Annotated in this window: 19 protein-coding genes; 6 read left to right on the top strand and 13 right to left on the bottom strand. The window is 72.9% G+C overall.

Annotated features, from left to right (window positions below):
* The first annotated feature begins 67 nt into the window (after positions 1 to 67).
* Both ABZ454_RS13600 and ABZ454_RS13595 read left to right on the top strand, forming a co-directional pair.
* Positions 68 to 1,672, top strand: a complete 1,605-nt coding sequence (locus ABZ454_RS13600) for an alpha/beta hydrolase (RefSeq protein WP_359537865.1) — start codon at positions 68 to 70, stop codon at positions 1,670 to 1,672.
* Positions 1,673 to 1,740: 68 nt separating this feature from the next.
* Positions 1,741 to 3,315, top strand: coding sequence for an alpha/beta hydrolase (locus ABZ454_RS13595; protein WP_359537863.1), 1,575 nt, complete (start codon positions 1,741 to 1,743; stop codon positions 3,313 to 3,315).
* Between the two features lie 75 nt (positions 3,316 to 3,390).
* Here the strand turns inward: ABZ454_RS13595 and moeZ are convergent, their stop codons facing one another.
* From moeZ to ABZ454_RS13535, 12 genes are all read right to left on the bottom strand, one after another.
* The gene (gene moeZ, locus ABZ454_RS13590) at positions 3,391 to 4,569 is read right to left on the bottom strand and encodes an adenylyltransferase/sulfurtransferase MoeZ (protein WP_356316756.1); all 1,179 of its coding nucleotides are present in this window, start codon (positions 4,567 to 4,569) and stop codon (positions 3,391 to 3,393) included.
* 85 nt (positions 4,570 to 4,654) lie between these two features.
* On the bottom strand, positions 4,655 to 5,497 hold the full coding sequence (locus ABZ454_RS13585; RefSeq protein WP_356316754.1) for a spherulation-specific family 4 protein: 843 nt from the start codon (positions 5,495 to 5,497) through the stop codon (positions 4,655 to 4,657).
* A complete protein-coding gene (locus ABZ454_RS13580) occupies positions 5,485 to 6,450 on the bottom strand; it encodes an NAD-dependent epimerase/dehydratase family protein (protein WP_356316752.1) in 966 nt (321 codons plus the stop codon). The genes ABZ454_RS13585 and ABZ454_RS13580 overlap by 13 nt, the downstream gene beginning before the upstream one ends.
* 140 nt (positions 6,451 to 6,590) lie before the next feature.
* On the bottom strand, positions 6,591 to 7,952 hold the full coding sequence (locus tag ABZ454_RS13575) for a hypothetical protein (RefSeq protein ID WP_356316969.1): 1,362 nt from the start codon (positions 7,950 to 7,952) through the stop codon (positions 6,591 to 6,593).
* A gap of 361 nt (positions 7,953 to 8,313) precedes the next feature.
* Positions 8,314 to 10,227: a glycosyltransferase gene (locus tag ABZ454_RS13570; protein WP_356316967.1), complete on the bottom strand. Its 1,914-nt coding sequence runs from the start codon at positions 10,225 to 10,227 to the stop codon at positions 8,314 to 8,316.
* Positions 10,228 to 10,417: 190 nt separating this feature from the next.
* A complete protein-coding gene (locus ABZ454_RS13565) occupies positions 10,418 to 12,112 on the bottom strand; it encodes an ABC transporter ATP-binding protein (protein ID WP_359537860.1) in 1,695 nt (564 codons plus the stop codon).
* Positions 12,109 to 13,098: an ABC transporter permease gene (locus ABZ454_RS13560; protein WP_359537858.1), complete on the bottom strand. Its 990-nt coding sequence runs from the start codon at positions 13,096 to 13,098 to the stop codon at positions 12,109 to 12,111. Before ABZ454_RS13560 ends, ABZ454_RS13565 begins: the two co-directional genes overlap by 4 nt.
* Complete coding sequence (locus ABZ454_RS13555; protein WP_359537856.1) at positions 13,095 to 14,078, bottom strand: ABC transporter permease; 984 nt, start codon at positions 14,076 to 14,078, stop codon at positions 13,095 to 13,097. The genes ABZ454_RS13560 and ABZ454_RS13555 overlap by 4 nt, the downstream gene beginning before the upstream one ends.
* A gap of 2 nt (positions 14,079 to 14,080) precedes the next feature.
* The gene (locus ABZ454_RS13550; protein WP_356325803.1) at positions 14,081 to 15,808 is read right to left on the bottom strand and encodes an ABC transporter substrate-binding protein; all 1,728 of its coding nucleotides are present in this window, start codon (positions 15,806 to 15,808) and stop codon (positions 14,081 to 14,083) included.
* A gap of 228 nt (positions 15,809 to 16,036) precedes the next feature.
* A complete protein-coding gene (locus ABZ454_RS13545) occupies positions 16,037 to 16,132 on the bottom strand; it encodes an Ms4533A family Cys-rich leader peptide (protein WP_356325801.1) in 96 nt (31 codons plus the stop codon).
* A gap of 157 nt (positions 16,133 to 16,289) precedes the next feature.
* Positions 16,290 to 17,771, bottom strand: coding sequence for a DUF3152 domain-containing protein (locus ABZ454_RS13540; protein WP_359537854.1), 1,482 nt, complete (start codon positions 17,769 to 17,771; stop codon positions 16,290 to 16,292).
* Positions 17,756 to 18,721, bottom strand: coding sequence for an alpha/beta hydrolase (locus ABZ454_RS13535; RefSeq protein WP_356325797.1), 966 nt, complete (start codon positions 18,719 to 18,721; stop codon positions 17,756 to 17,758). Before ABZ454_RS13535 ends, ABZ454_RS13540 begins: the two co-directional genes overlap by 16 nt.
* Before the next feature lie 110 nt (positions 18,722 to 18,831).
* Here ABZ454_RS13535 and ABZ454_RS13530 point away from each other — a divergent pair, with 110 nt between their 5' ends.
* The 4 genes from ABZ454_RS13530 (at position 18,832) to ABZ454_RS13515 (ending at position 20,903) form a co-directional block, all read left to right on the top strand.
* Positions 18,832 to 19,047, top strand: coding sequence for a hypothetical protein (locus tag ABZ454_RS13530; protein ID WP_356325794.1), 216 nt, complete (start codon positions 18,832 to 18,834; stop codon positions 19,045 to 19,047).
* Between the two features lie 168 nt (positions 19,048 to 19,215).
* Positions 19,216 to 19,857, top strand: a complete 642-nt coding sequence (locus ABZ454_RS13525) for a TetR/AcrR family transcriptional regulator (RefSeq protein WP_136329491.1) — start codon at positions 19,216 to 19,218, stop codon at positions 19,855 to 19,857.
* 131 nt (positions 19,858 to 19,988) lie between these two features.
* Positions 19,989 to 20,216 (top strand): DUF3107 domain-containing protein, encoded by a 228-nt coding sequence (locus ABZ454_RS13520; RefSeq protein ID WP_024490505.1) that lies wholly within the window; start codon positions 19,989 to 19,991, stop codon positions 20,214 to 20,216.
* A gap of 417 nt (positions 20,217 to 20,633) precedes the next feature.
* The gene (locus ABZ454_RS13515; protein ID WP_356324318.1) at positions 20,634 to 20,903 is read left to right on the top strand and encodes a hypothetical protein; all 270 of its coding nucleotides are present in this window, start codon (positions 20,634 to 20,636) and stop codon (positions 20,901 to 20,903) included.
* 21 nt (positions 20,904 to 20,924) lie between these two features.
* Here ABZ454_RS13515 and ABZ454_RS13510 read toward each other — a convergent pair whose 3' ends face one another.
* Complete coding sequence (locus ABZ454_RS13510) at positions 20,925 to 21,659, bottom strand: ferritin-like fold-containing protein (protein WP_356324316.1); 735 nt, start codon at positions 21,657 to 21,659, stop codon at positions 20,925 to 20,927.

Raw genomic sequence — 21,659 nt, 5'->3', positions numbered from 1 at the left:
CCGAGCCGTCCACCCGCATGGACCGGCGCCCCGTGCACCCCCCGGGGCCCCGCCGCACGATGGAGGGATGAGGACCTCCCCTGCCCTGCGCGCCGCGGCCCTCGCCGCCACCGTGACCGTGCTGCTCCCCCTCACCGGCTGTTCGGGCGGGGGTGGACAGGGCACGGCCGGCCGCTCGGAGGACTCGCCTCGCGCGGCCGAGACCGGCGCGGCCGCCACCCCGGGCGGGCTCACCTCCCAGAAGCTGAAGTGGACGCCGTGCCCGGCGCCTTCCCAGGCGCAGGGCGGCGGCTCCTCACCCTCCCCGCTGCCCGGCGGAGCCGTCTGGGAGTGCTCCTTCATGGACGCCCCGCTCGACTACGCCGCGCCGGACGGCGACACCATCGAGCTGGCGCTCGTCCGCGCGAAGGCGATGAACGCGCGGGAGCGGATCGGTTCGCTCATCTTCAACTTCGGCGGCCCCGGCGCCTCAGGTGTCGCCACCCTGCCCGCGTTCGGCACGGAGTACGACAAGCTCCGCACCCGCTACGACCTGGTGAGCTTCGACCCGCGCGGAGTCGGCCGCAGCGCGGGTGTGGAGTGCGAGGACGACGAGCAGCTGGACGCGCGGTACGAGGGCGACGGCACCCCCGACGACCCGGCGGAGGAGAAGGAGTTCACCGAGGACACGAAGACGTACGTGGCGGCCTGCGAGAAGAACTCGGGCAAGCAGCTCCCCTTCGTGGGGACGACGAACGCGGCCCGCGACATGGACCTGATGCGCCAGGTACTCGGCGACGAGAAGCTGTACTACTTCGGCATCTCGTACGGCACCGAACTGGGCGGCGTCTACGCGCACTTGTTCCCCGAGAACGTCGGCAGGGCGGTCCTGGACGCGGTGGTCGACCCCGCCGAGGACGCCGAGCAGTCCTCGCTCGGCCAGGCGAAGGGCTTCCAGCTGGCGCTGGACAACTTCGCCAAGGACTGCGCGGGCCGGGGCGACGCCTGCAAGCTGCCCGGTTCCACCGCCGAAGAGGTCGAACAGGGGGTGGCCGCTCTCCTCGACCGGCTGGAGAAGAAGCCCCTGCCGGGGATCGGTTCCCGGAAGCTGACACAGACACAGGCAACGACCGGCATCGCGTCGGCCCTCTACTCCAAGGAGACCTGGCCCCTGCTGGAGCAGGGCGTGGAAGAGGCGGACGGCGGCGACGGCGCCCTGCTCCTCGCCCTCGCCGACTCCCTCAACGGGCGTTCCGAGGACGGTCACTACAACAACTCGGCCGCGGCCAACACGGCCATCAACTGCGCCGACTCCAAGGAACGGTTCACCCTGGAGCAGACCAAGGAGAAGCTCCCCGTGTTCCGCGACGCCTCACCGGTCTTCGGCGACTACCTCGGCTGGGGTCTGATGGCGTGCACCGGCTGGCCGGTGACCGGCGCCTGGGACACCCCGGACGTCAGCGCCGAGGGCGCGGCTCCCGTCCTGGTCATCGGCAACACCGGTGACCCCGCCACCCCTTACGCGGGCGCGAAGGTGATGGCCGAGGAGCTGGGTGAGGGCGTCGGCGTGGAGATGACGTACAAGGGTCAGGGCCACGGCGCGTACAACAGCGGCAACGCCTGTGTGCAGAAGGCGGTGGGCGGTTACCTGCTGGACGGCAAGGTGCCGGCGGCCGGGACGGTCTGCGGCTAGGCGCGGGCGGTACGCGCCTACCATGGGCGAACTGCCCGACGGGCAGGCCGAGGGGGAGGGACGTACACGTGGTCGCATACCTACGGGCCGGGGGGCTGGCCGCCGCCGCACTACTGCTGACGGGGGCGCTCGCGGGCTGCGAGGACGGTACGGACGACAAGCCGGGCGAGCGGGCGGACGGGGCCACGGCTTCGGCCGCCTCACCGTCCGCGGTCCCCTCACCCGGCGCGAGCGCGAAGCCCCTGCCCGCCGCCCTCACCTCGCAGCGACCGGACTGGAACCGCTGCGAGGCCCCCGAGGGCGGCAGTGCTCCGGGCTCGGTCTGGCGCTGTGCGACGGTCAGGGTCCCGCTGGACTACGCGAAGCCGGACGGCGACACGATCAAGATCGCGCTGATCCGCAAGGAGGCCCGGGACAAGGGCCGGCGGCTCGGCTCGATGCTGTTCGACTTCGGCGGGCCCGGCGGCTCGGGGGTCTCCATCCTGCCGCGCGCCGCCGGTTCGTACGGGACGCTCAACACCCGGTACGACCTGGTGGGTTTCGATCCGCGCGGGGTGGCCGGGAGCGCCGGGGTGCGGTGCCGCACCGACCGGGAGCAGGACACCTCCAACCGGAACGTCGACATGACGCCGGACACGGCGGCCGAGGAGGCGGCGTTCATGAAGGACGGTTCCGCCTTCGGCGCCGGCTGCGCGAGCCGCTCGGGCAAGGTCCTGCCGTTCGTCGGCACGACGAACGCCGCCCGCGACATGGACCTGATCCGCGAGGTCCTCGGCGACGAGAAGCTGACGTACTTCGGCATGTCGTACGGCACGGAGCTCGGCGGCACCTACGCGCACCTCTTCCCGGCGAACGTCGGGCGCACCGTGTTCGACGCCGTCGTCGACCCGACCGCGGACACCACCGGTCACGCCCGCAACCAGGCGACCGGCTTCCAACGGGCGCTGGAGAACTACCTCGAGGACCGCGGCCAGGACCCGGGGAAGGGCACGCGGCGCATAGCCGCGCTCCTGAAGCGGATCGACGCCGAGCCGCTGCCGACCGGTACGGGACGCGAGCTCAACGAGTCGCTGGCGATCACCGGCATCGTGCTGCCGCTCTACTCCAAGGACAACTGGCCGACGCTCACCCAGGCCCTGGACGAGGCGGAGAGCGGCACCGGCTCCCTGCTGCTGCAACTCGCCGACTCGTACAACGGGCGGGACGAGAACGGCCATTACGACACCCAGAACCACTCGCAGCGGGCCATCTCCTGCGCGGACACCAAGGCCAGGCCCACGGCGGCCGACGCGCGGGCGCTGCTGCCCGAGTTCCGGAAGCTGTCGCCGGTCTTCGGCCCGTTCCTGGCCTGGGACACCGCGGGCTGGTGCTCCGACTGGCCGGTGGCGGGCGAGCACGACACGCCTGAGGCGAGCGCTCCGGGCGCCGGTCCGATCCTGGTCGTGGGGACGACGGGGGACCCGGCGACGCCGTACGAGGGTGCGCGGAAGATGGCGGACGAGCTGGGCGAGGGCGTCGGCGTCCTGCTCACCAACAAGGGCGAGGGGCACGGCGCCTACGGCGTCAGCAGTTGCGTCAATTCGACGGTGGACGCGTACTTCCTGGACGGGAAGGTACCGGCCGACGGCAAGACCTGCTCGTAGCCGGGCCGCTTGCGTCCACACGGCGAAGGGGCCGGTCCGCGTGGTGCGGACCGGCCCCTTCGTCGTGCTCAGCCTCTAGTACACCGGCTTCTCGGGCTCGATCTGGTTGACCCAGCCGATCACGCCGCCGCCGACGTGCACCGAGTCGGCGAAGCCCGCCGCCTTGAGGACCGCGAGGACCTCGGCACTGCGGACGCCGGTCTTGCAGTGCAGCACGATGCGCTTGTCCTGCGGGAGGTCCTGGAGGGCGTTGCCCATCAGGAACTCGTTCTTCGGGATCAGCTTCGCGCCGGGGATCGAGACGATCTCGTACTCGTTCGGCTCACGGACGTCGATGATCTCGATCTTCTCGTCCGCGTCGATCCACTCCTTGAGCTGCTTGGGAGTGATCGTGGAGCCGAGCGCCGCCTCCTGGGCCTCCTCGGACACGACGCCGCAGAAGGCCTCGTAGTCGATGAGCTCGGTGACGGTCGGGTTCTCGCCGCAGACCGCGCAGTCGGGGTCCTTGCGGACCTTGACCTGGCGGTACTGCATCTCCAGCGCGTCGTAGATCATCAGCCGGCCGACGAGCGGGTCACCGATGCCGGCGAGCAGCTTGATGGCCTCGTTGACCTGGATGGAGCCGATGGACGCGCAGAGCACGCCGAGGACACCGCCCTCGGCGCAGGACGGAACCATGCCGGGGGGCGGCGGCTCCGGGTAGAGGCAGCGGTAGCAGGGACCGTGCTCGGACCAGAAGACGGACGCCTGGCCGTCGAACCGGTAGATCGAGCCCCAGACGTACGGCTTGTTCAGGAGCACCGCGGCGTCGTTGACGAGATAGCGGGTGGCGAAGTTGTCCGTGCCGTCCACGATCAGGTCGTACTGGGCGAAGATCTCCATCACGTTCTCGGCTTCGAGCCGTTCCTCGTGGAGGATCACGTTCACCAGCGGGTTGATGCCCAGCACCGAGTCCTTGGCGGACTGGGCCTTGGACCGGCCGATGTCGGCCTGGCTGTGGATGATCTGGCGCTGCAGGTTCGACTCGTCGACCTCGTCGAACTCCACGATGCCGAGCGTTCCGACACCGGCGGCGGCCAGGTACATCAGGGCCGGCGAGCCGAGGCCGCCGGCGCCCACACAGAGCACCTTCGCGTTCTTCAGCCGCTTCTGTCCGTCCATCCCGACATCCGGGATGATCAGGTGGCGGGAGTACCTGCGGACCTCGTCGACGGTGAGCTCAGCAGCTGGCTCGACCAGGGGTGGCAGCGACACAGGAACCTCAACAATGCAGGTGGTCGGTTTCTACGTACTTCGGCTACGTACGGTTGTTCTTGCGGTAACACTGCCACGCCCCCTCTCATTCCGAGATAGCCGGTCCGATCCGCGAGACGATTTCGTCCCAGTAGCTGGGCAGCGTCGCAAATGGATCGCTTTGCCCACGCCCGTTTCCGGGATCGGTCTCACCGGGACGGTCCGTGAAGAAGATCGTCCCCGCGCCCTGCCAGCGGGCGATGCGCATCGCCTCCTCCAGGTGGGTGCGCGGGACACCGTGGACGAAGTGGGCGAAACGGCCGGGCGGGTAGGTGGCGGTCCACTCCGCCACTTGCGACCAGCGGTAGTCGCTCCACGCGCCGCGGAAGGTGACGAGCTGGTCGGCGGCCTCCGCGTAGCCGGGGTGCGGGTGGGTGTCGTGGCCGAGGACGAGGTGTCCGCCGTGCCGCGCGCTGTCGCTGTCCGCCAGGAGGGCCGTCAGGGTGCCGGTGAGACGGCGGACGGCCGGAAGGTCCTGGCGTCCGGCCGGGCAGCGGTCGAGGTAGAAGCCGTCGACGCGGTACCAGTTCCGGTAGGACCGCGCGTCGGCGATCAGTGCGTCGAGGGGCCGTTCGCCGTGGGCCAGATCGAGCCGGCCGAGCAGCCGTCCGGCCGAGGCCCGGACGGAGCCGGGCGGCTCCTCCCCGTGCGCGGCCCGCTCGCGCGCGTTGCGGATCCGGCCCGCGGCTTCGAGACAGTGCGGGTCGGGGCGGACGCCGGGGCCGTTGTCGATGTCGAGGACGGCCCAGTGCAGGGGGGTGCCGGGGCGGGCGAGTTCGGCCCATTCGACCGGGGCGAGCAGGGGGTGCGCACAGCCGGGCACACCGAAGCCGAGCTGTCCGGCGCCGCTGGTCCGGCGGGCGGTGCCGGTACTGGTCAGATGCGGCACGCCGCCTCCATCCAGATGTCGGCGAGGGACTCCTCCAGGTTGATCCGGGGGCGCCAGCCGAGCCGGTCCCTGGCGGTGCGGACGTCGGCCTGCTGCCAGGCGCCGCAGCCGTCCGGGTAGGGGGACGGCGTGACCGAGAGGTGCTCCATGACGGATTCCGCGGAGGTGCGGGGGGCGCCGATGGGCAGCCGGGCGGGGGGCGTGTCCAGCTCGTGGAGTGCGCCCCCGTACCCGGCGACCTTGGCGAGGACGGCCGCGGCGTCGCGCAGGCGCACGGCCCGGCCGGTACCGATGTTGACGACGCCCTGGGCGGCGGAAAGCGAGGCCGCGTGCACGGCGCGGGCGACGTCGCGTACGTCGACGAAGTCGCGCTGCACGCCGAGACCGCTGAGCTTCAGCTCGCCCTCGCCCGACTGCATGGCACGGCGCATCGCCTCGGCGAGCCGGCCGAGCGGGGAGCCGGCCGGGGTACCGGGGCCGACCGGCGAGAAGACCCGCAGCACGACCGCGTCGAGGCCGGAGCCGAGGACGAGTTCGGTGGCGGCGAGCTTGCTGACGCCGTACGGCCCGCCGGGGCGCGGGATGGCGTCCTCGGCCGTGGAGGAGCCGGGCTGCGAGGGCCCGTACTCCGAGGAGCAGCCGACCTGGACCAGCCGGGCGGTGCAGCCGCTGCGCCGCATCGCCTCGCAGACGGTGGCGACGGCGACGGTGTTGTGACGGGTCAGGTCGCGGGCCCCGCCCCGGGTCGCGCCGGCGCAGTTGACGACGACTCCGGGGTGGACGGCGTCCAGGAAGCGGGTGAGCGCTCCGGGACTTCCGCCGGCGAGGTCGAACCGTACGTCGGCGTCGTCGCCGCGGCCGAGCGCCGTGAGGTGGACGGCCGGGTCGGCGAGCAGCCGGTCGGCCACGAACCGGCCGAGGAATCCGTTGGCTCCGAGCAGCAGCACCCTCATCGCGCGCCCCCTCGGTGCCGACGGCGGGCTGCCGGTGCGGGGGATTGGGGGGTCATGTCCGGTGTCTCCTTGAGGCAGTTGTGTGCGGTGCGGAAAGGGACCCGCGGCGTCGGCTCCGCGGGGTTTCTCATGTGCGTCGGTCAGGCAGCGGTGTGGGCGGACGCCCTGGAGAGGGTGACGGTGGCGGTGATCAGCAGGCCGAGCGCCGCCGCGCCGCAGGCGACGGCGGACACGGCCCCGGTCCCGGCCGCCGCGACGAGCGCGTCGACGGGGCGGGCGAGGGCGTCGAGACCGGGCAGCCGGCCGGCCAGGACGAGGGCGGGGGCTGCGGCCTCGACAGCGCAGGCGGCGGCGAGGCCGGTGGCGGCCGGTTCGGGGAAGCCGTGGACGGTGAGGAGCCGGGCCAGCAGGAGCAGCACACCGAGCGCCGCGGCCCCGGCCGGGGCGCCGCCCGGGCCGGTCCCGAGGCGGGCCAGGTACAGCAGCCCGCCGAGGACACAGAGGAAGGAGGCCACGGCGGCGAACAGCAGGGGGCGCACGCCCGCGGCGAACTCCTCCAGCGCCTGGCTGCCGTTGAGTTTGCGCTGCGCGTGTACGGAGAAGAGGTGGGCGCACCAGGCTGCGGGGGCGACCGCCACGGCGAGCCCGAGCAGCGGCGCCGGGGTGAGGTCCCAGGGGCCTTCGGGGCCGCCGCTGAGCACCTGGCGGAGCAGGGCGTCGCCGTACAGGACGTAGCCGATCAGCCAGCAGCCGAACAGGCCGGCGGCGCCCGAGGAGCGGCCCTCGGCACCGAGGGGGCCGGTGCGCAGGGCGAGAGCGAGCCCGATGAGCGCGAGGAGACCGCCGCCGGTGCCGATGGCGAGCCGCGCTCCACCGTCGAGCGCCCCCTCGGTGAGGCGCAGCGTGACGAGGGTCGCGAGGCAGGCGGCGCCCGGCAGCAGCGCCCGGAGCGACCACGCGGCGCGCGTCTCGATGTCCCGGGCCGGGGTGGAGGACGTTCTCATGGGCTCCCCGGCGACACCCGGTACCCGGGCGAACAGTTCCTCGGCGAGCGAGAACACATCGCGGTGCCGGTAGCGGGCGGCGGTGCGGTCGGTGACTCCGTGGGCCTCCAGCCCGGCGGCGATCTCCAGCGGGTCGACGGCGCGCTCACAGAGCGCGCGGTGCCGGTGCATGAGCGTCTTCACGGGGTCGGCGGGCCCGCGCCGCCCGGTGGCGAGCTTGCGCGCCGGTGCGGTGTGGGCGACCTCGGGAGCGCGGGGGACGAGGGGCTGTCCGGGGCTCCCGGGGGGCTGCGCGGGGTCCTCGGGAGGCTGCGCGGGGTCCTTCGGGCACGCCGGGTCCCCGGCTGCCGGGAGGGGCGTGGCGTCAGCGGCTCCGGGGAGCGCCGGGGCAGAGGGCGCGGGCGTGGAGGGCTGCGGGGGCGCGGGGGCATGCGCGGGCGCGGAGGCGCAATCCGGGCGTGGCGTGCTCCCGGGGGTGTCCCCGAGCGCCGGGTGCACGGCCTCGGGTGCTTGCGCCGGGTCCGCCGCGGCCTGGTCCGGTGAGGCGGCGGAAGGCCCCCAGGCCGGTTCGGAGACGTCCGCGACCAGGGCCCCGGAGGCCGAGGCCCATGAGCCGTGATCCTCGCTGCTGCTGGTCATCGGCGTGCCGGGCGCCTCGGGCACCTCGGTCGGGCGGCCCATCGTCGTTCCTCCGTGTTCATCACCGGGTGCACCGGACGCATCAAGGGCATCGAGGGCGCCGGGTGCGTCGAGTGCTTCGAGGGCACCCGGGGCATCGAGGGCGCTGATTCCGTCGGGCCCGCTCGGTACGGCCATCGGCCCCGGCCGGTTCGTACGGCCCGGCGTGGCCGTCTCCCGGTCACCCATCGCCGTCTCCCGCGCCGCGCGCTCCCGCACCGACCCCCTGCACGGCCCAGCTGGGCGTCCGCCCGGCCGGCATCGGGCCGGGGCCGTCGCCCGGATCCGGCCACAGACCGAGGACGTGGGCTTCCGGCGGGGTGGCGAAGGGACGCGGTCCGTCGTCGGCATCGGGCACCGGCTGCCTGCGCGGCGGTGCCTGCGCGATCAGTTCCAGGTAGATGCCGCGAAATGCCGCGAGGTTCTGTTCGACGGTGAAGAGTTCGAGTGCGCGGGCGCGCGCCGCGGCTCCCAGGCGCGCACGGCGCTCCGGGTCGCGCAGCAGCGCCAGGCAGGCGTCCGCGAGCGCCCGGGGATTGCGTGGCGGCACCACGAGTCCCGTACCGCCGATCACCTCGACGACGGCGCCGACGTCCGTGGACACCGTCGCCCGGCCGCAGAACATCGCCTCGACCAGGCTGATGGGGAAGCCCTCGACCACGCTGGAGAGCACCACGACCCCGCCCGCCGCGTACGCCTGGGCGAGATCGGGGACGTCGGCCCCTCCGATGCCCTCGAAGGAGACGGGGTTGTCGCCGACGGCATGCGCGTCCTCGGCCTCGTCGGGAAACAGCTGGGTGGCGAGCGCCTGGCAGTGCGCCAGGTAGGAGGCGCCCTCCGGCCCCTGGGCCGCCGCGCCGATGATCCGCAGCCGCGCGCCGGGCTCGGCCCTGCGCACCTCGGCGAAGGCGTGCAGCAGGGCGATCAGGTCCTTGGCCGGCTCGATGCGGCCGACCCAGACCAGCGTGTCCGGGCCGCCGTCGTCCTCGCTCTCTCCGAGCGCCGCGAAACGGCCGGACTCCATGCCGGGATAGACCGTGCGCACCTTGACCGGGTCGGCCCCGCACCGCTCCTGCCAGCGGCGGGCGTGCGTGTTGCCGGGGGTGATGAGCGCGGCCTGCCGGTACACCTCGGCGGCGAGCCGCCCGTGGAAGTTCGCGAGCAGCGCGCGCACCGGCGCACTCATCGGCGTACCGGTGTCCGCGAGGTAGTGCGCGCGCAGCTGCACGGCGTGCTCGGTGACGAGCAGCGGCACCCCGAAGAGACGTTTGGCCAGCAGGCCCGGCAGTGCGGCGGCGCCGCCGGAAGCGGCGTGGCAGAGGTCGACGGCGCCGAGGCTCTCGTCGTCGTACCAGTCGAGGGAGAGCGGGCGCAGCACCCGGTCGAGCTCCGCGGCGAAGGCGAGGAGGTCGGAGACCGTGGCGGTCTGGACGGTGCGGCCGGTGCCGGGCGCGCGGCAGGCGGACTCAAGGATCCGCACCGCGGTCTCGGAGCGGAGGGCGGCGGGAAGTCCACCGTGCTCGCGGGCCAGTTCGGCCAGCCCGTAGAGCCCGTCCGTGAACTGCGCGTCCATGGCCCGCGCGTCCGGGCCCTGCGTCTTGGCACCGGCCCGCGCGCCCCGGCCGCCGTCCGCCACCGCACCGGCCCGCCCGCCCCGGCCGCCACCCGCGACCGTGCCGGCATCCGCCCGTTCCCCGCGGCGGGCGACCTCGTCCCGGTCGCCCTGCTCGCCGCCCGTCGTCGCGCCCGCCACGCACACCGAGGTCGCGAGCGCCGTGAAGTGGGTGATGAAGCGCCGCCGTTCGCGCCGTCCGTACGTCCGCGCGCCCCCGCCGGTCAGCAGCCGGGAGAGCGGTCCTCGGGGAGCGTGGAGGCCGAGGGCGTCCTCGTCGGCGGTCCACAGGGGTGCCGTCCGCACCTGGTTGACCTGGGACGGGAGCCGCACCCAGCCCTGCGCCTCCTGCTCGGCGCTGCGGCTGAGCGCGAAGAGATCGAACTCGTGCTGCGCGAGCCCGCGCACCAGGCGGTCGCACCAGAGTCTGGACTCACCGGACGCATACGGATAACCACCGTCGGTGAGCAGTCCGATCCGCACGAGCACACCCCCGATCTCCCTTGTGAGCGGCCGCCGTTGGATCGGCGACTCGCAGCGGGACGACCGTAAGCGGATACGACGGTGGTGCGACGGACGGTTGTCCGTCGCACCACCGAAAGGGGTGAACCGGCGTAACTTTCCCGCCCCGGTAGCGTTCTGTCGCGCTATGGAGGAGGCCGGTCACACAGGGTCAGGCTGCGGCCAGCTCCTTGCGGGCCGCGCGGCGCACCGCCGCGAGCGCCGGATCGACGGCCGGCACGGCGGCCAGCAGCTGCCGGGTGTACGGGTGCCGGGGCCGCGCGTACACCTGCTCCACCGGCCCCTCCTCGACGATCCGGCCCTGCCGCATGACGGCGACCCGGTCGCTCACCTGCCGTACGACGGCGAGGTCGTGGGCGATGAAGACCAGCGCGAGTCCCAGCTCCTGCTGGAGCTCGGCCAGCAGGGCGGTCACCTGCGCCTGGGTGGTCACGTCGAGCGCGGAGACCGCCTCGTCACAGACGATGAGCTCCGGTTCGGCGGCCAGCGCCCGGGCGATCCCGACGCGCTGGCGCTGTCCGCCGCTGAACTCGTGCGGATAGCGGTCGTACTGCTCCGGATCCAGCCCGACGCGTCCCAGCAGGTCCCGTACGCGCGCCCTGATCACGCCCTCGTCGCGCTCCCCGCGCGCCCGCAGCGGGTCGGCGACCGACTCGCCGACGGAGCGGCGCGGGTTGAGCGAGGAGACCGGGTCCTGGAAGACCATCTGCACCCGGTCCACCCGGTCGAGCCGGCCGGAGGTGGGCTCCAGCAGGCCGACGAGCATCCGCCCCAGCGTCGTCTTGCCGCTGCCGCTCTCGCCGACGATGCCGAGCGTCTCACCGCGGCGGACCGTGAGGGAGACCCCGTCGACGGCGGCCAGGGCGGACTTCCCCCGGCCGAACACCTGGCGCACGTCCTCGGCCGCGACCAGGACCACGCCTTCGCGGGCTGCTTCCTGCCCGTCCGGGACCACGCCTTCACCGGCCGCTTCCTGCCCGTCCGCGACCACGCCTTCACCGGCCGCTTCCTGCCCGTCCGGCGCCTCGCCCTCGGCGGCCGCCTTCCGGCCGCCGGCAGGGCCCTCCGGCCCCGGGGCGATGCGCGGCACGGCTGCCAGCAGCGCCCGCGTGTACGGCTCGCGCGGGGCGCCGAGCACCTCGGCCACCGGCCCGCGCTCCACGGCGAGGCCCGACCGCATGACGAGCACCTCGTCCACCGACTCCGCCGCCACGCCCACGTCATGGGTGACCAGCAGCAGTCCCATGCCCGTCTCGCGGCGCAGATCGTGCAGCAGGTCGAGGATCTGGGCCTGGACGGTGACGTCGAGCGCGGTCGTCGGTTCGTCGGCGATGAGCAGCTGCGGCTCGCACGCCAGCGCCATCGCGATCAGCGCCCGCTGGCGCATCCCGCCGGAGAACTCGTGCGGCCGGGACCGGGAGCGGCGTACCGCGTCCGGGATCCCGACCCGGTCCAGCACCTCCACGGCGCGGGCCCGCGCCGCCCGCCGGGAGACGCGGTGGTGGACGCGGTACACCTGGGCGATCTGGTCGCCGACCGCGTAGTAGGGGTCCAGCGAGGAGAGCGGGTCCTGGAAGACCATCGCGGCCTTCGCCCCGCGCAGTCCGCGCAGTTCGGCGTCCCCGGCGGTCTGGACGTCCACGCCCGCGACCCGGACGGAGCCGCCGACCCTGGCACCGGTCCCCCGGTGCAGGCCGAGCAGCGCGTACGCCGAGGCGCTCTTGCCGGAGCCGGATTCGCCGACGACGCCGAGCGCGCCGCCCGCCTCCAGCGAGAAGGACAGCCCGCGCACCGCGTGCACGTCGCCGAACGAGATCGAGAGATCGGTGACCTCGACGAGACTCATGACAGCACCACCCGTCGGTCGGCCATCGCCTGGAGGATGTCCGCGACGGCATTGGCGAGGACGACGAAGAATCCGGTGACGAGCACCAGACCGACGACGACCGGGAGGTCCACCTGCTTGACGGCCTCGACGAGTTCGCGGCCGACGCCCGGGATCCCGAAGAGCGATTCGGTGAGCACGGCGCCGCCGAACATCGAGCCGATGTCGAGTGCGCCGAGCGCGATCACCGGGGCGAGGGCGCCGCGCAGCGCGTGCCGCCCGACGATCACGCGCTCGCTGACCCCGTACGCCCTGAAGGTGCGCACATGGTCCTCGGCCAGGGTCTCCAGCATCGAGGCCCGGGTCATCCGGGCGTACGGGGCCGCGGAGACGAGGGCGAGCGAGATCCAGGGCAGCAGCAGGTTCCACGCCCACTGCTCCGGGTCCTCGGTCAGGGGGACGTAGTCGGGGAACGGCAGGATCTGCAGGGCCGTGACACAGATGATGATGAGCAGCAGGCCGATCACGAAGACGGGCGTGGCCATGCCGGCCAGGGTGATCCCGGTGAGGATGCGCTCGGTGGCGCGGCCTCGCCGCCACACGGAGAGCAGCCCGGTGCCGACGCCGAGCAGCATCCACAGCACGAACGCGCCGACGGCGAGCGAGGCGGTGGCGGGCAGCTTGGCGAGGATCAGCTGGGTGACCTGCTGGCCGCTCTGGTAGGAGAGGCCGAGGCACGGGGCCTGGCAGTGCACCACGCCGGTACCGGTGGAGTAGTCGCGCCCGGCCACCAGGCTCTGCAGGAAGTGGGCGTACTGCACGTACACCGGGTCGCCGAGGTGCAGTTGTTCGCTGACCTGGGCGACCTGCGCGGGCGAGCAGCGCGGTCCGCAGGCGATCTGCGCGACGTTGCCGGGGGCGACGTAGAAAGCGGCGTACACGACGACGCTGAGGGCCAGGAGGACGAAGAGCGCTCCGCCGAGGCGGCGCAGCAGGAACCACTTCATGCCGCGGCCTCCTTCTTGCGCCCGGTGCCGATCCGCAGCCGGGAGGCGGCGCGCGGGTCGAGCGCCGTGCGCACGCCCTCGCCGAGGACGGTGAGGGCCAGCACGGTGACGAAGAGCAGCCCGGCCGGGATGAGGAGGTAGGTGGGCGCGGCCTGGTACCAGGTGTCGGCGTCGCTGAGCATCTGTCCCCAGGAGGGTGTGGGCGGCTTGATGCCGACGCCGAGGAAGGACAGGGCCGCCTCGACGACGATGTTGCCGGGGAAGAGCAGGACGGCGTAGGTGATGACGGGTGCGGCCAGCGCGGGCAGCAGTTCGCGCCGGGCGATCTGCCAGGAGCCCCAGCCGCTGAGGCGGGCGGCCGCGACGTGGTCGCGCGACTTCAGGGAGAGGGTCTGGGCGCGGACGATCTTCGAGATACCGGACCAGCCGACCAGGCCGACGATCACGGTGATCAGTACCGGGCGGGGGAAGCCGGGCGGGACGACGGCGAGCGCGCCGAGCGCGATCACCATGACGGGCAGGGCGACCACGACGTCGGTGACCCGGCTGAGCGCCTGGTCGACGAAGCGGTTGCCGAGTCCGGCGGACAGCCCGATGAGGACGCCGATGACCACCTGGAGCAGCGTCGCGCCCAGCGCGACGCCGAGGGAGACCCGGGCGCCGTACGTGACGCGGGCGAAGAGGTCGCGTCCGGTGAGCGGTTCGACGCCCAGCCAGTGCTCGGCGCTGATCCCGCCGAAGGAGCCGAGCGGAACCCCGCCGGTCGCGGAGTCGACGAGGTCGGGGTGGTACGTCGTGGGGTTCTGGCCCTCGATGCCCGTGAGCAGGGGCGCGGCGAGCGCGACGAGGACCAGCACGGCGACGACGGCCGCCGCCACGAGGGCGGAGCGGCGGGCGCGCAGCCGCCGCCAGAACGGATGGGCCCCGGAGGCGGGGGCCACGACGGCCCCCGCCTCCTCGACCAGCAGTGCTTCGGCCATGGTTACTTGACCGCGACCTGCGAGATGTCGAGTACGCCGGTCCAGTCGCTGATCACGACGTTCTTGACGGACTCGCCGTACAGGCGCTTGTAGACGGGGTGGAACAGCGGCACGGTCAGCGCCTGCTCCCCGACCTTCTTGTCGAGCGCGCCCCAGCGCTTCGCCGCGGCGCTCAGGTCGGTCAGCTTGTTGATCTCGTCGATCTCCTTGTTGACGGCGGGGTCGTTCAGCTGGGCGGAGTTGAAGTTGTACCCGGCCTTGACGATCTGGCGTCCGTCGAAGATCGGGGCGTAGAACGGCCCGCCGGACGGCCAGTCGGCGCCCCAGCCGCCGAGGAAGAAGCCGGGCTCGGTCTTGACGTTGTAGACCGTGTCCGAGTAGGCGTTGGACTCCAGGCCGCGGAGCTTGACGGTGATGCCGGCCTTCTTCAGCGCCTCCTGGAGCGCGGTGGCGATCTCCGGGCTGGTCTCGAAGTTCTTCTCGTTGTTGTGGGTGAGGGTGACGGTCAGCCCGTTCGGGTAACCGGCTTCCTTCAGCAGTTCCTTGGCCTTGGCGGCGTTGCCGGATTTGCCGGCCGGGAAGGCGTCGTACGGCGTGTAGCCGAAGGACGCCTGGTCGGGCAGGAAGGTGGTGGCGGGCTCGGCGAGCGAGGAGCCGCCGGCGGCGTTGACCACGGAGGTGCGGTCGACGGCGTACGAGATGGCCTGGCGCACCTTCGGGTTGTCGAACGGCTTCACCTTCGGGTTGAAGGCGATGTAGTTCGTGTAGCCGAAGTGGCCGGTGCCGACGCGGGCGGCGAGCTTCTTGTCGCCGCTGACCTTGGCGAGTTCGGCCGGGCCGAGGTTGGTGTCGGTGGTGACGGCCGCGGCGTCTGCGCCCTGGGACGCGGACAGCCGCTGGTTGATGACGGCGGAGTCGAGTCCGGAGCGGACGTCGATCCGGTCGGGGTAGGCCTTGCGCTCCTCGTCGGTGGCGGCCGACCAGTAGGTGTTGCGCTCCAGCGTGAGGCGCTCGCCGTCGCCCTCGTTCCTGACGACCTTGTACGGGCCCGAGGAGAGAGGGTGCTCCTCGTACTTCGTGCCGGTGTCCTTGGCCTTCGGCACCGGGGTGGTCTGCGTCTGGGTGGCCAGGTAGGGGAACTCGCCCTCGGGCTTGTTGAGGTGGAAGACGATGGTCTTCGCGTCGGGCGTCTCGATCGAGGCGAGGCCCTTCTTGTCCTTGTACGGGCCCTGGTAGTCGGCCCCGCCGACCAGCCAGTCGCGCAGGTAGGGCGCGCCACCGGAGAGTTCGGCCGCGAAGGAGCGCTCGATGCCGTACTTGATGTCGGCGCTCGTGATGGCGGTGCCGTCCTCGTACTTCAGCCCGTCCTTGAGGGTGTACGTCCAGACGGTGGCGTTCTTGCTGGGCGTGCCCAGGTCGGTCGCCAGGTCGGGGACCACCTTCGAGCCCGCCGCGCCGTCCTCCCGGTTGCGGGTGGTGAGCGTACGGAAGACGAGGGAGGGGACGTTGCCGCCGCCGGACGTGTAGAGCCGCGCGGGGTCGAAGTCGTCCTGCGGCTTGCTGTTGAGGACGGTGAGCGTGCCGCCCTTCTTGGGGGCGCCCGCCGCGCCGGAGGCGCCGTCGCTGCTCTTGCTGCTGCCCTCGGGGCCGCAGGCCGCGGCGCCCGCGGCCACGACGAGTACGGCGGTGGCCGCTGCCACGCGGCGCGATATGACGGACGGTTGACGCATCGGAAGGTGACCTCTCGGAGTACTGCCTGAATGAAGGAACAGAAGGTGATTCCGTACAGGCGGCGACGAGAGACATGTGCACACGGCCGGTCGCCGTGGGTGGAGGTGACCGGAACACCGGAACTGCCGCGCCTGCGGAGGGAGTGCGCCCGGGCGCGGCAGTCGGGGGAAGGGCGGTCCGTAGCCCTCAGGGCTCGGACGGCGAGCCGACGCGCACGCGGGCGGGCGTCAGCAACAGTCGATGTCGGCGACGCTGTGCCCGGTCACACCGATGAGCGCCAGCTCGATGGCGGCGGGATCGGAGGTGACGGGGCTGCGTGACATGCCGAGAAATATCGGTGACCGCCTGCCCGATGTCAACGCGATACGAGACAGTCATCTCACCATATGGACAGCATGTGTGGGAGGGCGCTCCACGGACCACCCCCGCGCACCCGGCCGGCCCGGCCGGACGCCCCGTGCGGAGCGCCCCTGCCGGGCCTCAACCCTCCGGGTACACCCAGGCGTTGGGGCGGCACTTGATGCCGTCGATGTCGAGCGACTTGGTCTGCTGCTGCATGACCGGGGCGAGGGCGCCCTTCGTGCCGCAGCTCACATGGTTGTGACCCAGCCGGTGGCCGACCTCGTGGTTGATCAGCATCTGGCGGTAGGCGAAGAGCTTGTCCGGCCCGAAGGTGGACGAGCCCTGGGCCCAGCGGTAGGCGTTGATCATCACGCGCTCGGTGGCCGCCGAGTCGCAGGAGACGTTGTCCTCCATCGTGTCCAGCCCCGACTTCGCGCACCACGCTCCCGTGGTCCCCGGACTGGCCAGCGTGATGACGAAATCCGGCTTCCCGGTGGAAATCCGTTCGAAGGTCATATCGCCGTCGTGCGCCCAGCTCCGGTCATCATTCAGGGTTTTCTGGACCGCCTGGGCGAAGAGCGCGGAGTCGAGTCCGAGACCGTGCTCGACATCGATCCGGTAGCGCCAGACGTGCCCCTTGCCCGGAGCCTCGGCCGCCCCGGTGACCGTCTCGAACTTCCCGGAAGCGGTCAGCGTCGGCGCCAGCGGATAGGGCTTGGCCATTTTCTGCTCGTACGAAAGGGGCTTGACCGCGGCCGCCTGGGGGGCGGGCGTCGTCCGGTCGTCCGAGCGCGAGGCATCGCCCGCGCCGTCCCGGTTCACGCCCGCGGCCTGCGCGACGCCGGACCGGCCGCCGCCGTCCTGGGCGACCTGGCCCGCCACGATCACCGCGAGCACGGTCGTCACGGCGGCCGCGGCGATGCCGGTGAAGGTACGCCCCTTGCCCCCCTTGGCTTCTCCGGCCTGGTCGGCGTCCTGAGCCTGCGGGGCGTCCTCGCCGGCCTCGGCCGGGCGCACCGCGTCGTCGTCCGCGTCCGCCGGCCGGCCGCCCCGCACGGGGACGGAGCGGTTCGGACCGGCCGGCCCGGAGGGGGCGGTGGCCGGTCCGCGGGGCGCGGGCGGGGCGGCCGGGCTGTCGAAGGCCTCGACGAACTCCCGCCGCGGTCCCGGTATCAGCGGCCTGGACGCGGTCCCCTGCGCGTTCCGTGGCGTCTGCGGGTTCGGCGTCTCCCGTGCGGGACGCGGTCCTCGCGGGTTCTGCGGTCCCTGCGGGTTCTGTGCCCCCCGCTGCCGTCCGGGCTCCGGGACCTGAGTGCCGGTGCGGCCCTGCGGGGCCGGCCGCTCGCCCAGCCGCCCCAGGGTGCCGGTCCCCCAGCCGCCGCCGGGTTCGCGCTGTTCGGGATGGCCACCGCGCACCTGCGGCGTGCCCTGGAACGGGGTGTGGCCATCGAGGCCGGAAGTCGCGTCACCCGGCCGCCTGCGCCGGCCGCTGCCGACCGCCGGCCGGGCGCCTTCGCGCCCCGCTTCCTCGTCCGCCCCGTCCGGCCCGGTCTCGGGCGCCCTGGGCGCAGGGCCCTTTCGGCTGTGTCGTCCCACGCCCCGGATCAGCTCCCGCCGCATTCGTCGAGCAGTTCCCGGAACGCCTGGGCGACCACCTCCGGGTACTCCATCATCGCCACGTGCCCGGCATCGGGCAGTGTCAGCAGTCGCGCATCGCGGAAGGCCGCGGACGCCCTGCGTGCCATCCGGTGCGAGACGAGCTGGTCCCGTCCGCCGTACACGAGCTGGGTCGGTGCGAGCACCCGCTCGGCCTGACGCCACAGCCCGTGCTGCCCGCCCAGTGTGTACGCGTCGACGATGCCACGTGCCGAGCGCGCCATCGCGTCCCAGAAGTACGGCAGCGCCAGTCGCCGTTCCATTTCGGCCACCGCGTCGCGCAAGCCGTCAGCGGACACGCGTGCCGGATCGCCGTAACAGAGTGCCATGACTCCGCGGGTGCGTTCTTCCGCGGTCCAGTCCCGGCTCATCCGGGCGAACAGGGACACGACTCCCGGAACGGCGAGCAGGGCGGTCGGCACGGCCGTCCGCTGGACCCGGATCTCGGGGAGCGCGGGCGAGATCAGGGTGAGGGTGCGCACCAGGTCGGGGCGGACCGCCGCGACCCGGGTCGCCACCGCGCCACCCAGCGAGTTGCCGACGAGGTGGACGGGGCCGCGCTCCCCGGCGTCGAGGAAGCGGATCACCGCGCGGGCGTGCCCGGTGACCGAGTAGTTGCCGTCGTCCGGCGGCGGTGAGTCCCCGAAACCGGGCAGGTCGAGCGCCTCCCCGTCCACCACGTCCTGGAGCAGCGGCATCAGCGCCGTCCAGTTCTGCGAGGAGCCGCCGAGTCCGTGCACGAAGAGCGCGGGCGGCAGTCCGGTCCGCTCCGGCGGCCGCGAACGGACGGTCAGCGTCAGTCCGGGCAGCGTGACGGAGCGAAGCCTCTCCCCCTCCGCGACTCTGACGGCGCTCACCGTGGGGGCCACCGCTGCGGCGGCGGCACGGACTCCCGGCAGCTCGGTCGAAGACATGCGGCAATGTTACGAGACGATCACACCGTGGTTCATGTGTTCGCCGTCACAGATCGCATGGCGGCTTCGGGGGGTACCTCCTAGGCTCGGACCCAAGGAAGGGAGACCCCATGACGGTCGACCCCAGTGACCCGGAGACCTTCGAGGACGAGCAGCCGGACGAGCCGGCCCCTGAGGCGCCCGACGCGGACGCCGCCGAGCAGCGGGCCGAACTGCGCCCCCAGGACGACGAACCCCTGACGGGCGTCGACCGCGACCGCGCGAACGAGGCGGATGCGGCGGAGCAGGCCCGCGTCGTCCGCGAGGACGAGGACGATTACCGCTGATACGCCCCGCTATGCGGCACGGGGTGCGGAAACTGCGGCTACCGCAGTCGTCCGGTCCGTGAAATTCTGCGTCCGCGCCGCGCATACCCGGGTTACCCAAAAGTACGATGTCGGTATGGCGCAGCGTGCAAGGAACTGCTGGGTCAGATCACAATTTTGGGAGGCGGCGTGACAGCCATCGAGCAGACCGAGGCGGCGCGCCCGCGGGGCACTCGCCTGCCCCGCCGCGCCCGACGCAATCAGCTGCTGGGAGCCGCGCAGGAGGTCTTCGTCGCCCAGGGGTACCACTCCGCGGCGATGGACGACATCGCGGAACGGGCCGGGGTCAGCAAGCCGGTCCTGTACCAGCACTTCCCGGGCAAGCTGGAGCTGTATCTGGCCCTCCTCGACCAGCACTGCGAGTCGCTGCTCCTCGCGGTGCGCACGGCGCTGGCGTCGACCACCGACAACAAGCTGCGCGTGGCCGCGACGATGGACGCGTACTTCGCGTACGTCGAGGACGAGGGCGGCGCCTTCCGGCTGGTCTTCGAGTCGGACCTGACGAACGAGCCCGCCGTGCGCGAGCGGGTCGACCGGGTCTCGCTCCAGTGCGCCGAGGCGATCTCCGACGTGATCGCGGGTGACACGGGGCTCTCCAAGGACGAGTCCATGCTGCTCGCGGTCGGGCTGGGCGGGGTGTCCCAGGTGGTCGCCCGTTACTGGCTCTCCAGCCGGTCCGCCATCCCGCGCGACACCGCGGTGCAGCTCCTGACCTCGCTGGCCTGGCGGGGCATCGCGGGCTTCCCGCTGCACGGTCTCGATCAGCACTGAGCGGGGCGGCCGCACCGGTGTTCGCTGCGGGCGTGGCCCGCAGAGCCCTGCCCGGTCCCCTCAGCGGGCTAATGTGTGCTGCGTACGGCGCGGTTCACCGCGCAGGGACTGACCGTCGGAGGGACATAGCCGTGGAGGTCAAGATCGGGGTGCAGCACACGCCCCGGGAGATCGTTCTGGAGAGCGGGCTTTCCGCCGAAGAGGTGGAGAGCGCGGTTTCCGAGGCTCTCGCCGGCAAGGCGCAGCTGCTCAGCCTCACGGACGAGAAGGGCCGCAAGGTCCTGGTGCCGGCCGACCGGATCGCCTACGTGGAGATCGGCGAGCCCAGCACGCGACGGGTGGGGTTCGGCGCGCTGTAGCACGCCCGGACGCGGAGACCGTGGAAGCGGCCCGGCGGGGGATTCCCCCGCCGGGCCGCTTTCCGTCGTGCGACGGGTACGGACGGCTCCGAGCCGCGTGAGGCGGACGGTCCCGAGCCGGGGGCTCGGGCGGCGGACCCGTGCCGCAGGCGCGCGGACGTTCTCGTGCCGCACCCGTGGACGCCGGCCCCGCGCCGCAGCGGCCGCGCGCGGACGGTCTCACCGCAGAGGCGGCCGGTCCCGTGCCGCAGGCGCACCCGCGCCGGGGGCGCGGACGCGGGTGCGGGTGCGGACGCGGGTGCCGTTCCTGTGCGACAGCTGAGCGAAGCCTGTCCGGGGAGGGTTGCCTTCCGCCGCTCGCGGGTAGTACCGCCTACGACCGATTTGCCCGCCCTCCCACCTGCGAGGTGATCGTCTGTGATCTTGGAAACCCTGGGCTCCGTCGTGCTCGGACTCGTCCTCGCCTGGACGGCCCTGCGCACCCTGTCGCCCCGGCTCCCGTCGCGCCGTGCCGTGCTCGCCACCGGTGCGCTGGGAGCGTTGTTCGGCGCCGCCCTCACGCACTCGGTGCTGGGGCCGGGCCACGCCGCGGCCACCCTGGTCGGCTCGGTACTGATCTCCGCGGTGACGCTGTCCCTGCTGCTGAGGCCGCGCAGCCGCCGGCTCGGCCGGTCGGCGGCGGCCTGACGCCCGCGCGGGCCGGAGGGGCTACGCGGCCAGCCCGAGGGCGGCCATCCGCTTGGTGTGCGCCTCGGTGATCCGGGAGAACATCCGCCCGACCTCGGCCAGGTCGAAACCGTCGGCCACGCCGCCCACCAGCATCGTCGACAGCGCGTCGCGGTCGGCCACCACCCGCTGCGCCTGCGAGAGCGCTTCGCCCATCAGACGGCGCGCCCACAGCGCGAGCCGGCCGCCGAGCCGCGGGTCCGCCTCGATCGCGGCGCGCACCTTCTCGACGGCGAAGTTGCCGTGCCCCGTGTCGTCGAGCACGGCGAGGACGAGGGAGCGGGTGTCCGAGTCGAGCCGGGCCGCGACCTCACGGTAGAAGTCACTGGCGATCGAGTCGCCGACGTAGGCCTTCACCAGGCCCTCCAGCCAGTCCGACGGCGCGGTCTGGCGGTGGAAGTCGTCGAGGGCCTTGGCGAACGGCTCCATGGCGGCCGTCGGCTCCACCTCGATCGCGGTCAGCCGGTCCGTCAGCCGCTCGAAGTGATGGAATTCAGCGGACGCCATCTTCGCCAGTTCCGCCTTGTCGGCCAGGGTCGGCGCGAGTTTCGCGTCCTCGGCGAGCCGCTCGAAGGCCGCCAGTTCCCCGTAGGCGAGAGCTCCCAGCAGGTCGACGACGGCGGCCCGGTACTGCGGCTGTGTGGACGCCGTGGCCCAGTCCTGGTCGGCGATTCTGGTGGATGCGGGGGCTTCAGTGGCGTTGTCAGGCGTCTCCAT

The sequence above is a fragment of the Streptomyces sp. NPDC005803 genome (assembly GCF_040630435.1).
Taxonomy (GTDB): domain Bacteria; phylum Actinomycetota; class Actinomycetes; order Streptomycetales; family Streptomycetaceae; genus Streptomyces.
This window is presented reverse-complemented; position numbering and strand designations above follow the sequence as displayed.

Coding starts and splice junctions, on each gene's coding strand:
- ABZ454_RS13580 (WP_356316752.1), bottom strand. CDS start 6,450: ATGAGGGTGCTGCTGCTCGGAGCCAACGGATTCCTCGGCCGGTTCGTG.
- ABZ454_RS13540 (WP_359537854.1), bottom strand. CDS start 17,771: ATGCGGCGGGAGCTGATCCGGGGCGTGGGACGACACAGCCGAAAGGGC.
- ABZ454_RS13510 (WP_356324316.1), bottom strand. CDS start 21,659: ATGGAGACGCCTGACAACGCCACTGAAGCCCCCGCATCCACCAGAATC.
- ABZ454_RS13555 (WP_359537856.1), bottom strand. CDS start 14,078: ATGGCCGAAGCACTGCTGGTCGAGGAGGCGGGGGCCGTCGTGGCCCCC.
- ABZ454_RS13560 (WP_359537858.1), bottom strand. CDS start 13,098: ATGAAGTGGTTCCTGCTGCGCCGCCTCGGCGGAGCGCTCTTCGTCCTC.
- ABZ454_RS13550 (WP_356325803.1), bottom strand. CDS start 15,808: ATGCGTCAACCGTCCGTCATATCGCGCCGCGTGGCAGCGGCCACCGCC.
- ABZ454_RS13535 (WP_356325797.1), bottom strand. CDS start 18,721: ATGTCTTCGACCGAGCTGCCGGGAGTCCGTGCCGCCGCCGCAGCGGTG.
- ABZ454_RS13600 (WP_359537865.1), top strand. CDS start 68: ATGAGGACCTCCCCTGCCCTGCGCGCCGCGGCCCTCGCCGCCACCGTG.
- ABZ454_RS13565 (WP_359537860.1), bottom strand. CDS start 12,112: ATGAGTCTCGTCGAGGTCACCGATCTCTCGATCTCGTTCGGCGACGTG.
- ABZ454_RS13530 (WP_356325794.1), top strand. CDS start 18,832: ATGACGGTCGACCCCAGTGACCCGGAGACCTTCGAGGACGAGCAGCCG.
- ABZ454_RS13545 (WP_356325801.1), bottom strand. CDS start 16,132: ATGTCACGCAGCCCCGTCACCTCCGATCCCGCCGCCATCGAGCTGGCG.